Annotated in this window: 12 protein-coding genes; 7 read left to right on the top strand and 5 right to left on the bottom strand. The window is 40.8% G+C overall.

Annotation, left to right across the window (positions count from 1 at the left end; genetic code table 11):
- Positions 1-93 precede the first annotated feature (93 nt).
- Genes wecB through SKC37_RS09855 form a run of 5 tightly spaced genes read left to right on the top strand, consistent with a single transcriptional unit; the run spans position 94 to position 5,886 of the window.
- Positions 94-1,233, top strand: a complete 1,140-nt coding sequence (gene wecB / locus SKC37_RS09835; protein ID WP_377981309.1) for a non-hydrolyzing UDP-N-acetylglucosamine 2-epimerase — start codon at positions 94-96, stop codon at positions 1,231-1,233.
- Positions 1,233-2,438 (top strand): glycosyltransferase, encoded by a 1,206-nt coding sequence (locus SKC37_RS09840; RefSeq protein ID WP_377981310.1) that lies wholly within the window; start codon positions 1,233-1,235, stop codon positions 2,436-2,438. Before wecB ends, SKC37_RS09840 begins: the two co-directional genes overlap by 1 nt.
- Positions 2,425-3,189: a glycosyltransferase family 2 protein gene (locus SKC37_RS09845; RefSeq protein ID WP_377981311.1), complete on the top strand. Its 765-nt coding sequence runs from the start codon at positions 2,425-2,427 to the stop codon at positions 3,187-3,189. Before SKC37_RS09840 ends, SKC37_RS09845 begins: the two co-directional genes overlap by 14 nt.
- A gap of 20 nt (positions 3,190-3,209) precedes the next feature.
- On the top strand, positions 3,210-3,980 hold the full coding sequence (locus SKC37_RS09850; protein ID WP_377981312.1) for a hypothetical protein: 771 nt from the start codon (positions 3,210-3,212) through the stop codon (positions 3,978-3,980).
- A gap of 1 nt (position 3,981) precedes the next feature.
- Positions 3,982-5,886, top strand: a complete 1,905-nt coding sequence (locus SKC37_RS09855) for a TonB-dependent receptor (RefSeq protein WP_377981313.1) — start codon at positions 3,982-3,984, stop codon at positions 5,884-5,886.
- Here the strand turns inward: SKC37_RS09855 and SKC37_RS09860 are convergent.
- Together SKC37_RS09860 and SKC37_RS09865 are read right to left on the bottom strand one after the other, a co-directional pair.
- Positions 5,864-6,571 carry a LytR/AlgR family response regulator transcription factor gene (locus SKC37_RS09860; RefSeq protein ID WP_377981314.1) on the bottom strand — a complete coding sequence of 236 codons (708 nt, stop codon included), beginning with the start codon at positions 6,569-6,571 and terminating at the stop codon, positions 5,864-5,866. The genes SKC37_RS09855 and SKC37_RS09860 overlap by 23 nt on opposite strands.
- Before the next feature lie 10 nt (positions 6,572-6,581).
- Positions 6,582-7,637, bottom strand: a complete 1,056-nt coding sequence (locus SKC37_RS09865; RefSeq protein ID WP_377981315.1) for a sensor histidine kinase — start codon at positions 7,635-7,637, stop codon at positions 6,582-6,584.
- 157 nt (positions 7,638-7,794) lie between these two features.
- Here SKC37_RS09865 and SKC37_RS09870 point away from each other — a divergent pair, with 157 nt between their 5' ends.
- The gene (locus SKC37_RS09870; protein WP_377981316.1) at positions 7,795-8,487 is read left to right on the top strand and encodes a hypothetical protein; all 693 of its coding nucleotides are present in this window, start codon (positions 7,795-7,797) and stop codon (positions 8,485-8,487) included.
- Positions 8,488-8,639: 152 nt separating this feature from the next.
- On the opposite strand, the gene SKC37_RS09875 is transcribed toward SKC37_RS09870, so the two are convergent.
- Positions 8,640-9,491 (bottom strand): WG repeat-containing protein, encoded by an 852-nt coding sequence (locus SKC37_RS09875; RefSeq protein ID WP_377981317.1) that lies wholly within the window; start codon positions 9,489-9,491, stop codon positions 8,640-8,642.
- A gap of 121 nt (positions 9,492-9,612) precedes the next feature.
- Between SKC37_RS09875 and SKC37_RS09880 the strand changes: the two genes are divergently transcribed.
- Complete coding sequence (locus tag SKC37_RS09880) at positions 9,613-11,214, top strand: hypothetical protein (RefSeq protein ID WP_377981318.1); 1,602 nt, start codon at positions 9,613-9,615, stop codon at positions 11,212-11,214.
- A gap of 265 nt (positions 11,215-11,479) precedes the next feature.
- On the opposite strand, the gene SKC37_RS09885 is transcribed toward SKC37_RS09880, so the two are convergent.
- Both SKC37_RS09885 and SKC37_RS09890 read right to left on the bottom strand, forming a co-directional pair.
- Positions 11,480-11,995 carry an NADH-quinone oxidoreductase subunit J family protein gene (locus SKC37_RS09885; RefSeq protein ID WP_252623960.1) on the bottom strand — a complete coding sequence of 172 codons (516 nt, stop codon included), beginning with the start codon at positions 11,993-11,995 and terminating at the stop codon, positions 11,480-11,482.
- Between the two features lie 6 nt (positions 11,996-12,001).
- Positions 12,002-12,520 carry a NuoI/complex I 23 kDa subunit family protein gene (locus SKC37_RS09890; protein WP_377981319.1) on the bottom strand — a complete coding sequence of 173 codons (519 nt, stop codon included), beginning with the start codon at positions 12,518-12,520 and terminating at the stop codon, positions 12,002-12,004.
- Between the last annotated feature and the right edge of the window lie 2 nt (positions 12,521-12,522).

Genomic DNA, 12,522 nt, shown 5'->3' on the forward strand with positions numbered 1-12,522 from the left:
AGCTCAAATCAATATATCTTAGGTTATTCTCTACTCTATACTCTCAAATCTCTAATCTAAAATCCGTAATTTTAAGTTTATAAATCAGTAATAATGAAAGTAATCCAAGTAGTCGGCGCGCGCCCCAATTTCATGAAAGTAGCACCGCTACATCGTGCGATCCAAAAGTTAACCGGATGGACATCGAAGATCGTTCATACGGGTCAGCATTTTGACGCTAAGATGAGTGATGTGTTTTTTACGCAACTGGAATTACCTACACCGGATTTCTTCCTCGGAATTGGGGGTGGAAGCCACACGGAAGTGACTGCCAAGATTATGGTCGCTTTTGAGAAAATTGTAGAAGCGGAACAACCAGACTTGATTATTGTGGTGGGAGATGTTACTTCGACTTTGGCCTGTACTTTAGTAGCCATCAAAATGGGTATCAAAGTCGCTCACGTGGAAGCTGGATTACGCAGTTTTGACCGCACTATGCCGGAAGAGCTGAACCGTATCTTGACGGATAGCGTGGCGGATTATTTGTTTGTGACAGAGGAAAGCGGTTTACAACACTTGAAAAATGAAGGAGTGGCAGATGAGCGTGTATTTTTCTCCGGCAATGTGATGATTGACTCGCTGGTGCGCTACCAAGAGAAAGCGAAAACCACCACTATCTTAGTAGACCTCGGCCTACGGACTTCGGACTCCGGACTATCGACTGCCGACTCCCCACTGACCACTGCCGACTATATCGTCATGACCATGCACCGCCCAGCGAATGTGGATACGAAAGAAGGACTTGAGTCCATTCTAGAGTTAATTGAATTAAGCAGCAAGGACACGAAAATCATTTTTCCTATCCACCCGAGAACTCGGGCGCACATGGAGAAATTTGGCTTAGCGGAGCGATTAGATCAGGCGCAAAACTTGATTATGACGGAGCCTTTGGGCTATTTAGAATTCATTCAATTGATGTCCAATGCGACGGCGATCTTAACCGATTCAGGCGGCATTCAAGAGGAAACAACCTATTTAGGAGTCCCTTGTTTAACTTTCCGCGATTCGACGGAACGTCCGATCACCGTGACTTTAGGTACAAACCAATTATTATCCGATTTAGATCCAAAGAAAACCTATGCAGCCTTGCAAGAGATATTGGCTGGCAAGGTGAAGAAAGGGAGTATTCCTCCGCTTTGGGATGGTAAGGCAGCCGAAAGAATAGCCGCTCAACTAGCTGAAATTTTTGCATAATGTCTGCCAAAAAGCTACATATCGTCCTCCTCTCCTACCACGACAGCAATGGCGGGGCTGGGATTGCGGCGGGCAGACTGAAAGTAGCTTTGGAAAAAGAGGGCCATCAAGTCGACTACCTTGTGAGAGAAAAAGGGAGCACTTCCAGCGCCCTAAAATTCGGCAATGGCCTGATTTCTTGGTTGAAATTCATCGCTGAGCGCTTGTTCTTTCTGCGATTCGAAAAAGACAAATCGATTCGATTCCTATTCAATCCGGGCGTTTTTGGGAGTGATATTTCGAAGCATCCGCTGATCCAACAGGCAGATATTGTCCATTTGCATTGGGTGAATTTTGGTTTCTTATCTGTGAGCAATATTACTCAACTGACTAGACTAAATAAACCAGTTTTCTGGACCTTGCACGATATGTGGGCCTTTACCGGAGGCTGTCACCACAGCGGTGCTTGCGAGCATTTTCAACAAAGCTGTGGGGATTGCAAATTCTTGAAAAATCCGAATCCGACTGATCTTTCACACCGAATGTGGGAGGCTAAGAAAACTGGGTTTGCGGAGAAAAACCTACATATCATCACTTGCAGCGATTGGCTAGGAAATAGAGCGAGACAAAGTAGCATCTTAGGAGGTCATGATATCAAAACCATCCCGAATGCAATTGATACGGAATTCTTCTCGCCTAATGCATCTAGCTTGGGATTAGATCCGAACAAGAAATATGTCCTTTTCGTTGCCATGCGTGTCAATGCGCCGGCAAAAGGATTTCATCTTTTGAAAGAGGCCTTGCAATATTTGGATGCTGCTACCACTGAACTTCTGATTGTGGGTGGAGAGATGGCGGAAGAATTACCTTTGAAAGCGCATAATTTCGGGCAGATTTCAGACCCAGCTCGAATGCGTAATATCTATGCCGCGGCAGATGTGTTTGTCACTCCCTCTTTGGAAGAAAACTTACCCAATACAATTATGGAAGCGATGGCTTGTGGCACAGCCTGCGTCGGATTCGAAGTGGGAGGAATTCCGGAGATGATTGAACACGAAGTGACTGGCTATGTGGCCCCGGCATTTGACCCAGCAGATTTGGCAAAAGGCATAAAATGGTGTCTCGAGTCTACTTCCGCTGGAACAAAATCTAGGGAACGCGCGCTACAATTATACGACCAAACTACCGTTGCCCAACAACACCTCGCCTATTATGCCCAAGCTTAGTATCATCACCATCACCTACCAGGCAGAGGCCTATATCGAACGCACCTTAAAAAGTGTATTCGAACAAGGTTGTGCGGAGGAAATCGATTATATCGTGGTGGATGGGGCGTCGAAAGACCGTACCCTAGCCATTATTGAGGCAAATAAGGCCCAGATTAATCAACTCATTTCTGAGAAAGACAAGGGAATTTACGATGCGATGAATAAGGGGATGCAACTCGCCAAAGGGGATTATATCCTGTTTTTGAATGCGGGCGATACATTTGCGTCTTCATCGACTTTGAAAAATATCTTACGAGAACTGGGAGAAAATCCGGATGTCCTGTACGGCGAGGCAGTTTTTGTAAATAACGACGGTGAATCTTTAGGCTTGCGCAGTGAGGTGACACCACATCGTTTGCCCTTTAATTTAACTTGGCGGAACTTTCGTTTCGGCATGTTAGTTTGCCACCAGGCTTTCATTGCGAAGCGTAGCATTGCTCCCTTATTTAATCTGGAATATCGCTTAAGTTCTGATATCGATTGGGAGATACAAGTATTGAAAAAAAGCCAGCACATTTTGAAATCCGCCACTCCCATTTGCACCTATTTGATGGGAGGCGCTTCTGTGCAAAATTTGAAGAGATCCTGGGAAGAAAGATACCAAGTATTGAGATCGCATTTTGGCTTACTACCTAATTTAATCAACCACTTGGTAATCATTACCAGAGGATTGATTTTTGCCTTGAAGAAACGAGGTAAGTATTGGTAAATACTGCTATATTTGTTTCTATGAGATTTCGTTTAACCCTCCTTTTTCTCGCGATTACCTTTGTCAACTTTGGACAAAAATTCCGCTTTAATTCGGGTGTGGGAACCTCCCTCATTTCGTGGCACGAACAACAAATGACCTTGGATTTCGCCGCGGAAATCTCTTTCCAAAATCCTGAAAAAAATCGCAAAACATTCATCGCCTTAAAAACGATGGGTAATCTCACTGGAACAGCGATCGATCGACAAACCTACACGTTCATCGAACCTCCGATGAACAATTTCAATCAACCAATTCAACCTAATGAAGTATTGCAGGCTGGCTACCGAGGTGGAGAAGCGGAAGCTGGCGTTATTTGGAATACTCACAAGAACAAAAAGCAGGTCCACCTAACACCCCTACTAAGTTTTTACAGTCGATCATTAGCCAGAAAAATCAGCTCCCTAAAGTCTGAATATATCGAGGAGGAAAAATATTCGTTGCACGGGATTAGTGCTGGCGCAGGCCTTATTATCCCAGGTAAAACGGCTGTAACCATACAAGCACAAGTATTTGAACCATTGTATGAGGAAGTAACCTTATACGGCCGCTACGTGGGCGTTCCTTACCAATCTTTAGTCTCTGATAAGCACTTGAATTTCAAGGCTAAAATACAAGTAATTAAAGGTAAATTCGGTTGGACATTGAACTTAGAAACACTCAATTTAGGTGGGGCAGAAAATCCAAAATCAAAATCGATCAAAGCTTCTCAAGCGATTATTCCCTCTACCTTACTAACCTATTTCTTCTAACATGAAGAAATTCATTCTGCTCCTTTTCTGCCTTCCAGTTTTGGCCCAAAAAGACTCAACGAAAGTCCTCGAGGAAGTAAAAGTCTATGTGTTTGAGCAAAAACGAAGTGCACTTACTACCCCAGATGCCTTTGTACGGAGTGCAGATCTTCAGCGTTATAGCTCAACTCAGTTTGTATCCACGCTTAATTCAATGGCAGGTATTCGGATGGAAGAAAGATCTCCAGGTAGTTACCGAATTGCGATAAGAGGTAGCTCACTTAGGGCACCCTTTGGCGTTCGAAATACCAAAGTCTACTGGAATCAGATTCCTTTCACAGATGCCGGGAATAACACCTATATCTCCTTATTAGAACCCGCATTGTTTTCGAACTTAACCATCACGAAAGGCCCATCAGCTGGAATTTATGGAGCAGGAACTGGAGGAGCTCTACTATTTGAAAGTGAACCAAGTGGAAATGCCTTGAGTGCGGAGACGGTTTACCATTCCTTAGGGGGAATGAAAACGGCCATCGATTTATCCGCTGAAAATCATCGACTCTACGCCTCCTTTAATCAGCAAGAGGGTTACCGAGCACAATCTGCGATGAAGAAGCAATGGATTTCCTACGAATTCCACCACAGCTTTGCGAAAGATCTCAATTTAGATCTAAGCACCTATTATGTTGATCTAGCCTACCAAACTCCGGGTGGCCTGACAAAAGCCCAATACCTTGCGAATCCTCAGCAGGCTAGACCTGCGGCAGGCGCTTTCAAGAGTGCGCAACAGCAAGGGGCGACCTTTAAAATAAAAAGTTATGGCTTAAGTGCTCGGGCATCTCAAGTGCTGAATAACCTATGGGCTTGGGATTTGAGTCAGGCACTACAGGTAAACGATATCGAAAATCCGACGATACGGAATTATGAAGTTCGCCATGAACCCAATTATTCCACGCGCGGAGTACTCCACAGAAAAGGAGTTATTAACAGCGACCTGGGATTTGAATACCAAAATGGCCAGATGAATAGTTCGACTTTTGGGAATCGAAACAGTGTAAAAGACACCTTGCAACTGAACCAAAATACCCATGTCCAGCAAGGTAGTTTGTTCCTGCAAAATGAATATGCCGGGTTGGCGAATTGGCTCTTCACTTTCTCTGGTAGCTTGAGCAGCTATTGGACGGAGTATATCGGGAACGAAGCCATCTTCTCCCCACGTTTGGCGGTTCTACGTAAATTAGGGGCGCATCAGAGTATTGTTGCCAAAGTAGCACATGGCTATTCACCTCCCAGCATTAGTGAATTACGACCGTCGACAGGGGAAATTAATCTTGAATTAAAAGCAGAGAAAGGCTGGAACCACGAAATCACTTACCGAGGTAAATACACGAAATTCAACTGGGATTTGAGCGTATATCAATTTAATCTGGACGAAACCATCGTGTTAAGAAGAGCGGCTGATGGATCAGATTATTTTACGAACGCTGGTTCTACGACCCAACAAGGTTTGGAACTTATTAGCACCTGGATGATCCACCCTACTTTGACATTAGAACAATCGCATACTTGGCAAAACTTCCGATTTGCGAATGGGAATTTCTTAACGGGAACGACTCCTTACCAACAGGCAACTACACTGGTTTGGCGACACCCATTAGGTATAAGTCTGGTTCAAAATTTTCAATTCGTGGATTACCAATTCTTGAATGATGCTAATACGGAGCAAATGGGCTCCTATCGACTTTGGAATACAAAAATAAGTTATGCGCAAAAGCGCTGGACACTTTGGGCAGCGGTTGATAATCTAGGAGATGAGCGTTATTCCTCCGGACCAGATTTAAACGCTACAGGAGGGCGCTTTTATAATCCTTCTCCGGGTCGAAACTTTCACATTGGACTTCAACTTAACCTAGCCTACTCGCGTTAAGTCGCTCCATTAATTCCGCTAAATGGGAATCACTCACTGCGATTTCGTAATTACCGATTTTAATGCGTTGCTGCTTAATCGATTCGATCTTCTGAAGATTCACGATAAATGATTTGTGCACGCGCATGAAACCATGTGGCATGACTTTAGCCTCTACACTTTTCATTGTTTGTTTGGTCAAAATAGGAAAACGCTCTCCCTCCACATAAATCTTCACATAATCTTTCAAACCCTCCACATGTGTCACCATGGGAATCGAAATTCGTACGAGTGAATATTCCACATTCACAAAAAAGAAGTCCTCTAGAGGCTCCTTTTCAACCACCGTTTTACCTACAAAAATATGATACGCCTTATTTGCACTTAAGGCAAACCGATCTAAACTCACCGGTTTCATTAAGTAGTCTACAGCGTCCAGATTATAACTTTCCACTGCATAATTCGCATAAGCAGTCACGAAAATCACGAGAGGTTTTACGGCCAAAGAAGACAAGAACGACGTCCCTAACAAACCCGGCATTTGAATATCCAAGAACAACAAATCAACCTGCTCCTTTTGCAGCACCTCCATCGCCTCGAACGCATTCGAACAAGAACCCACTAGATTCAAAAATGGAATCTGCTTCACATTTTCCTCCAGTAATTTACGTCCCATTACCTCGTCGTCTACGACAACGCAATTCATCTTTACCATCTTATTTCAATGTTAAGTGTAGATCCACGGAGAAATTCACGTCGTCCTCTTCAATGACTAATTCGTGTTTTTTCGGATATAATAATTCCAAACGTCGCTTCACATTCTTCAACCCAATTCCTGAACTAGGGTCTTTAAAAACCTGTTCTTCTTTTCCCTTTTTATTCTTAACCTGAAAATGCAAACCGTGATCTGTCGTTTCTAGGGTAACATAGATAAACGGCTTATCCACTAAACCCACGCCATGTTTTACCGCATTTTCCACAAAAGGGATTAATAACATTGGCTCAATTAAATGGCCTGCTCCATCCCCATTCACTTGGAATTTAAAATCAACATTCCCGTCAAAGCGCATTTTTTGGAGATCAATATAATTCTCTAAATAGGCAAATTCATTAGTCAATGGAACCATTGTTTGGTCCGAATCATACAACATATAGCGCATCAAAGAAGACAAACGCATCGTTACATCTTCTGCTTTTTCAGAGGCTTTGGTCCTGATCAAATACACAATACTATTCAGGATATTAAAGATAAAATGCGGACTAATCTGAGAGCGCAAAAACGCTAACTCTGATTTCAGCTGCTCATTTTTCTGTTCTTCCTTGTTCGCATCTTGCTCTAAAAACTCTAACAATAAACCATAAGCAGACGCAATCGCAGAAACCATGATGAGCGGGAAAGCGCCCAAAATCTCCGGTGCAGTACCATGCTCATGTTCAAATTCTAAGAACAAGTGGTGGAACAACATTTGGACTAAAAAGAACGCCACATTTGTTAGTATTAAACTAGCAAAGAAGAACCAAATGCCTTTCTTTTTAAAAACAAAAGGAATCAAAAGTAGCGTAATCACATAGAACAACGGCATCACAGTAATCAGCTCCACCCAGATATGCTCGGAAAACTCTGGATTATCATGCGGATGCGGATGTGATACCTCGTGCGTTTGATGGACAGGACTTAATAGAGGTAAACCCACCCACATTCCCCAAAGAATCAGGTTAAACAACACCTGAAAGGTGCGCTTCGTTTTCCTAGAATTAATAACCTGCCACATAGCACAAATGATTTTTACAAATCTAGCCAAATAAGTGGAATCCACCTGCTCCCCTCATCGATAGAATAAGACCGTTAATCTTCAAATACAGCCCATGCATCTAATTAGAAATATCGAAACGTTATAATTTGTACATTCGTAAAAAATAAAACAAAATATGAAACATTCAATTCGCCTTGCATTGTTGTTGTTCATTGGATTTCAATCTTTTGGCCAAGAAACGGTATTCAAAATAAAAAAAGACACATCATCTTCTTCCATGAAGACGCTTTTCAAACCGCATAAACTGACGTCTATCGGTTTATCACTACAATCTCAAATGCTTTTCGGCAAAGGTGGTCCAGAACGTTCCATGGGATTTCAAGTTCATTTGAACAACAAATTATCTCTAGGTATTGCTTCTTTTAATTCGAATCCACGCAATGATGACCCGAATCGCTATGCTGATGAACCACGTCGTCGATTTAATGCTTTGACGATGGAAATCACACCTATGGCTAATAAGGTGTTTCATTTAAGTTTCCCTCTAGCTATTGGACGTATTCAGGAGGAGGCTCCGCTTTATAACTACACACACAGTTATATGAGTTCGATGCCACAGCCAGGACCGGGATTTGGTGGTAACTGGGGCCGAAATGATCCTTACAGAAATGGCCCACGTGCTTTAGGTGTGCAACCAGGTATTAACCTTGAAGTCAATCTATTTAAATACGTAAAAGTGTTCGGTGGTGCTAATTACCGCTTAGCTTTTGGGGAAGAGAAAACAGACGGAATGTCAAGAGCAGCTGGTACGATTGGGGTGAAAGTGGGGGTTTTTGACAAACGCATTCGCTCCGCGAATGCTCATTAGATAATAGAGTAGAGATTTAAAGCATAGAGCACAAAGATTAAAGTATAGAGTTGGAATCCGCTCCGCGGATACATTTATGAAATGTGTTGCTAATAATCATAAAAAAAGGGGATCAAATTGATCCCCTTTTTTTATGATTTCATGATACAAGGCTATTTTTGTTTTATCCCTTGGCCGTTAAATTTATCTGTAACCAAATGGTTACTTTCATCCATTCTAGACAATTTAATACCATCATCCTTTAGTCCGCTATTTCTAGAATAAATGGGTTCGACTAATATTTTACCTGAGGAATTTATAAGGCCATATCGGTTTTCTTTTTTTATTATGGCCACTTTTGATTTATTAAAATCTCCTCCTATTTCAATTTTATGAGTTAAAGGATCTAAGATCACTTTTCCTGTTTTATCCATTAGACCGTGCTGAAATCGCTTAACACCCTCAATAACCACCACACCAAACTGAAATTTATCCCAAAGTGTATAGTTATTCTGAGGCTTAATAATTGTTTTACCTGTATAATCTATGACACCGTAAAGTCCATTTGCTGATGCGCGAACAACAATTAAACCCTCTGCTGGGTCTTTAAAGTCGCTATATTCACCCATAGGCACAATGATTTTGCCAGTTTTAGACAATAAGCCATAACTATAATCTCCCCTGTTATTATTATTTCCTACAACGACTAAACCGTTCCCAATATTAGTAGCATTATCGAACTCTTCATTGATGATGTAGTCGCCTTTTGTATTAATAACTTTCTTTTTGGATCTCCCATTAGGAGTTAATGCTTGCTCTCCTACTACAGCTAGGCCATCTATGAAATCTTGTGCTTGACCGAATTTTAAATCAATGACTATTTTACCAGATTTGTCGACATAACCACACTTAAGAGCACCGTCGACAATTTGCCTTTTAACTTGCCAATTTTGACTGTGAGCAAAGAGAGGTGTAAGTAGCATCAATGCTACATAAATCAGAGCTTGTGTTTTAGTACTTTTCATTTTCAATTGTTAATTGTTCATAATTGCAATGATATACATTACTAAGTAGAAAAATCAATCCAGGATTCATTTGTACCTATTTGGACAAAAAGGGCTAATCAACTTTTAATACCTTAGGTACATGAAAAAGATAATTATCCTATTGGTGATCCTATTACAATGCATGGAGCAGGGACATGCTCAAGATTCATCAGCTCCTGATTTGTCAGACCAAAGTAAACTCAATGAAATTTTAACGAAAAACGAATATATTATAGAGGCCGAATCTGGTGATTCTAGTGAAATAGTCATGTTAAATTTCATCGGATATCAAAATCTCGAAAAATTCAACTTACATGGGGTATATGACTATTATATTGCAACCATCGGTAAGAGCGACTCGTTATTTATTAAAAATAACAAACCAAAGTACGCTATAATTAAAGGGGATCTGTTAATCGATCCATCATTTGAACTAAAAGATCATAAAATTGATCGAATAGGTTATAAATACCAGGTATTGTCATATACTAGGCCGGAGATAGTAAAAGATACGCTAATAATATACAATTTCGTAAACAAAGAAAAATGGCTCCAACAGGGATTTTTAACGAGTGATTACAGAAGAAGAGCTTTGAATATTGCAGAAAATAAGGCGAAAGAAAAACTAGCCGAAAAGTTAAAAAAAGATTCTCTCGTAAATGACCGATTAAAAGAGTTCAAGAAAAAACTATTTCCAACGGATTCTTTGTACTTATTCAAAGTAAAATACAAAGTCATTTATGATCAAGAATTGAACTATAGCAGCGCTGAAAAAATATTTTCAGAGGGATTTGCCATTGGTAACACAAGGGATCTAAAAAATGCAGCTAAAGTGCCGGAATCCTCCTTTGGGAATGGCAACTGGGAAGTTGATTCCGTATGGTTTCACAAAGCAATCTCAAGGATTGATTTAGCCGAAAGCGATACTTTATTAACATTTATAGGCATTAATTTACCCTATGGCGTTTCTTATGACAAGGAAACCGCCGAGGTGGATAAAAATTTCAAAAGTTATTCAAAATACAATTCGATAGACTATTGGGCTAAAAAGATTGAAGAAAAATATTTCGGAAAATCGACTTTTGTCATGTCGTTAGTTCCATCTTCAAGGAATAGTATGTTAATGATGAATATCACCGAAATCGTGAGTCATGCTAATCCCGAATTAAGGGTAATAGCTTATGAAAACGAACTCCCTTTTTTCCAGAAATTGTCAGCAAATACAATCTCCTTTTTTGGTAAAGAATATGATACCAGAGTCGATAATCTAAATTTTAACTTCATCAACTTCTTACCATTTAAAGAGTATAGCCGAAATTCTCAAGCGTCTTCCTTTGTTCGACATTCAACTGGAGCCTATGGAACAACTGCTAAGTATACGAAACGCGGAGTAGCACTCGAAGCATTAAATGCTTTCCAAAGATTAGTAGGTAACATTGATGAAAAAATAGAAAACCAAAAAATTATAGATCAATTAACTAAAAAATATGGGGCTAGGTATGTAAATGAAGCCTTGAATGGGAATGTGGTCATCAATATGCCGGAAGACTTATTACCCATACCGTTAAAACTTTGGGAAATTTATAGCAGATCTACCTTTACAAATGGATTCAGCCTTTCACTTTATTCACTCCTAGATCGGAGTAAGAAACTATACATTAAGGTCGTAAATCACAAAGTAGCTAGTGTTTCTGTGAGGTAAATACAAAAACACCGAGTCTTAATCAGTAAAAAAGGGGATCAAATTGATCCCCTTTTTTAATACAAACTTTATTCTTTATAGAGTATAGATAATAGAGTAGAGAGTAAAGATTTAAAGCATAGAGCACAAAGAATAAAGTACAAAGTTAGAATCCGCTGCGCGGATACGTATGTGAAATGAGCTACACGAAATCATTAAAAAAGGGGATCGAATTGACCCCCTTTTTTAATACAAACTTTATACTTTGTGCTTTATTCTTTATGCTTTAAAAGTTCCTTTCACCTGCTTCTCTCTTACCTAACAACACCGCACCCACCATCGCCACAAAGAACAAGATAGATACCAGCTCAAAAGGTAACAAGTATTCAGAATACAAGACCTTTCCTAGGTTTTCAACCATACCCGTTTGGGACACAAATCCATCCGCTAAAGGAGTTTGGAAGTTATTTTGACGCACTAAAGCGATTAAAACCACTAATAAGGAGCCTGCAACTACTGAGCCTGCTAGTTTAGTCAAATTAGATTTAGATTCTGGTTGATTCTTGCGCAGATCAAACATCATGATCACGAAAAGGAATAAAACCATGATAGCTCCCGCGTAAACGATGATATTCACCGCCATCAAGAACTGTGCATTTAACAAAACGTAATGTCCTGAGATGCAAAAGAAAGTAAACACTAGGTACAAGACCGAGTGAATCGGGTTCTTTGCTAAAACGACCATTAAGGCGCTTAGTAAAGTTAAACCTGAAAGAAAATACCAAATATTAGAAATTTCCATAAGAATTTATTTCCAGCCCCCACGCAAATAGCGTTGGTCCATTTTTTCAACTAATTTATCTTTCCCGTAAATCACCTCATCGCGGCTACTGAACACAGGAACCATTTGATCGTGGCGTAAGAAGATCGCCTCTTTAGGGCAAGCCTCCTCGCAAAGACCACAGAAAATGCAACGAAGCATGTTGATCTCGTATACTTTGGCATACTTCTCTTCGCGGTACAATTTCTCTTCACCCTTCTTGCGCTCCTCAGCGACCATAGAAATAGCCTCCGCTGGACAAGCCACGGCACAAAGACCACAAGCCGTGCAACGTTCTGCCCCCTGCTCATCCTTCTTCAAGATGTGGTGACCGCGGTAAATCGGCCCTAAATAACGCGTTTGCTCTGGGTAACGAATGGTCACCGGTTTAGAGAAAAAGTGCTTTAACGTGGTCGCCATACCCCCTACGATGGCAGGAAGATACATACGTTCCGCTAAAGTCATTTCGCCTTGCTCGACTACCTTCGATCGGTTACTTAATTTCATAT

Origin of the sequence: Aquirufa esocilacus (assembly GCF_042715595.1) — a bacterium.
GTDB classification, from domain to species: Bacteria; Bacteroidota; Bacteroidia; order Cytophagales; family Spirosomataceae; genus Aquirufa; species Aquirufa esocilacus.

Bases quoted from the DNA above. Each gene is read 5' to 3' on its own strand.
- wecB (WP_377981309.1), top strand. From the start codon at position 94: ATGAAAGTAATCCAAGTAGTCGGCGCGCGCCCCAATTTCATGAAAGTA.
- SKC37_RS09840 (WP_377981310.1), top strand. From the start codon at position 1,233: ATGTCTGCCAAAAAGCTACATATCGTCCTCCTCTCCTACCACGACAGC.
- SKC37_RS09845 (WP_377981311.1), top strand. From the start codon at position 2,425: ATGCCCAAGCTTAGTATCATCACCATCACCTACCAGGCAGAGGCCTAT.
- SKC37_RS09850 (WP_377981312.1), top strand. From the start codon at position 3,210: ATGAGATTTCGTTTAACCCTCCTTTTTCTCGCGATTACCTTTGTCAAC.
- SKC37_RS09855 (WP_377981313.1), top strand. From the start codon at position 3,982: ATGAAGAAATTCATTCTGCTCCTTTTCTGCCTTCCAGTTTTGGCCCAA.
- SKC37_RS09860 (WP_377981314.1), bottom strand. From the start codon at position 6,571: ATGAATTGCGTTGTCGTAGACGACGAGGTAATGGGACGTAAATTACTG.
- SKC37_RS09865 (WP_377981315.1), bottom strand. From the start codon at position 7,637: ATGTGGCAGGTTATTAATTCTAGGAAAACGAAGCGCACCTTTCAGGTG.
- SKC37_RS09870 (WP_377981316.1), top strand. From the start codon at position 7,795: ATGAAACATTCAATTCGCCTTGCATTGTTGTTGTTCATTGGATTTCAA.
- SKC37_RS09875 (WP_377981317.1), bottom strand. From the start codon at position 9,491: ATGAAAAGTACTAAAACACAAGCTCTGATTTATGTAGCATTGATGCTA.
- SKC37_RS09880 (WP_377981318.1), top strand. From the start codon at position 9,613: ATGAAAAAGATAATTATCCTATTGGTGATCCTATTACAATGCATGGAG.
- SKC37_RS09885 (WP_252623960.1), bottom strand. From the start codon at position 11,995: ATGGAAATTTCTAATATTTGGTATTTTCTTTCAGGTTTAACTTTACTA.
- SKC37_RS09890 (WP_377981319.1), bottom strand. From the start codon at position 12,520: ATGAAATTAAGTAACCGATCGAAGGTAGTCGAGCAAGGCGAAATGACT.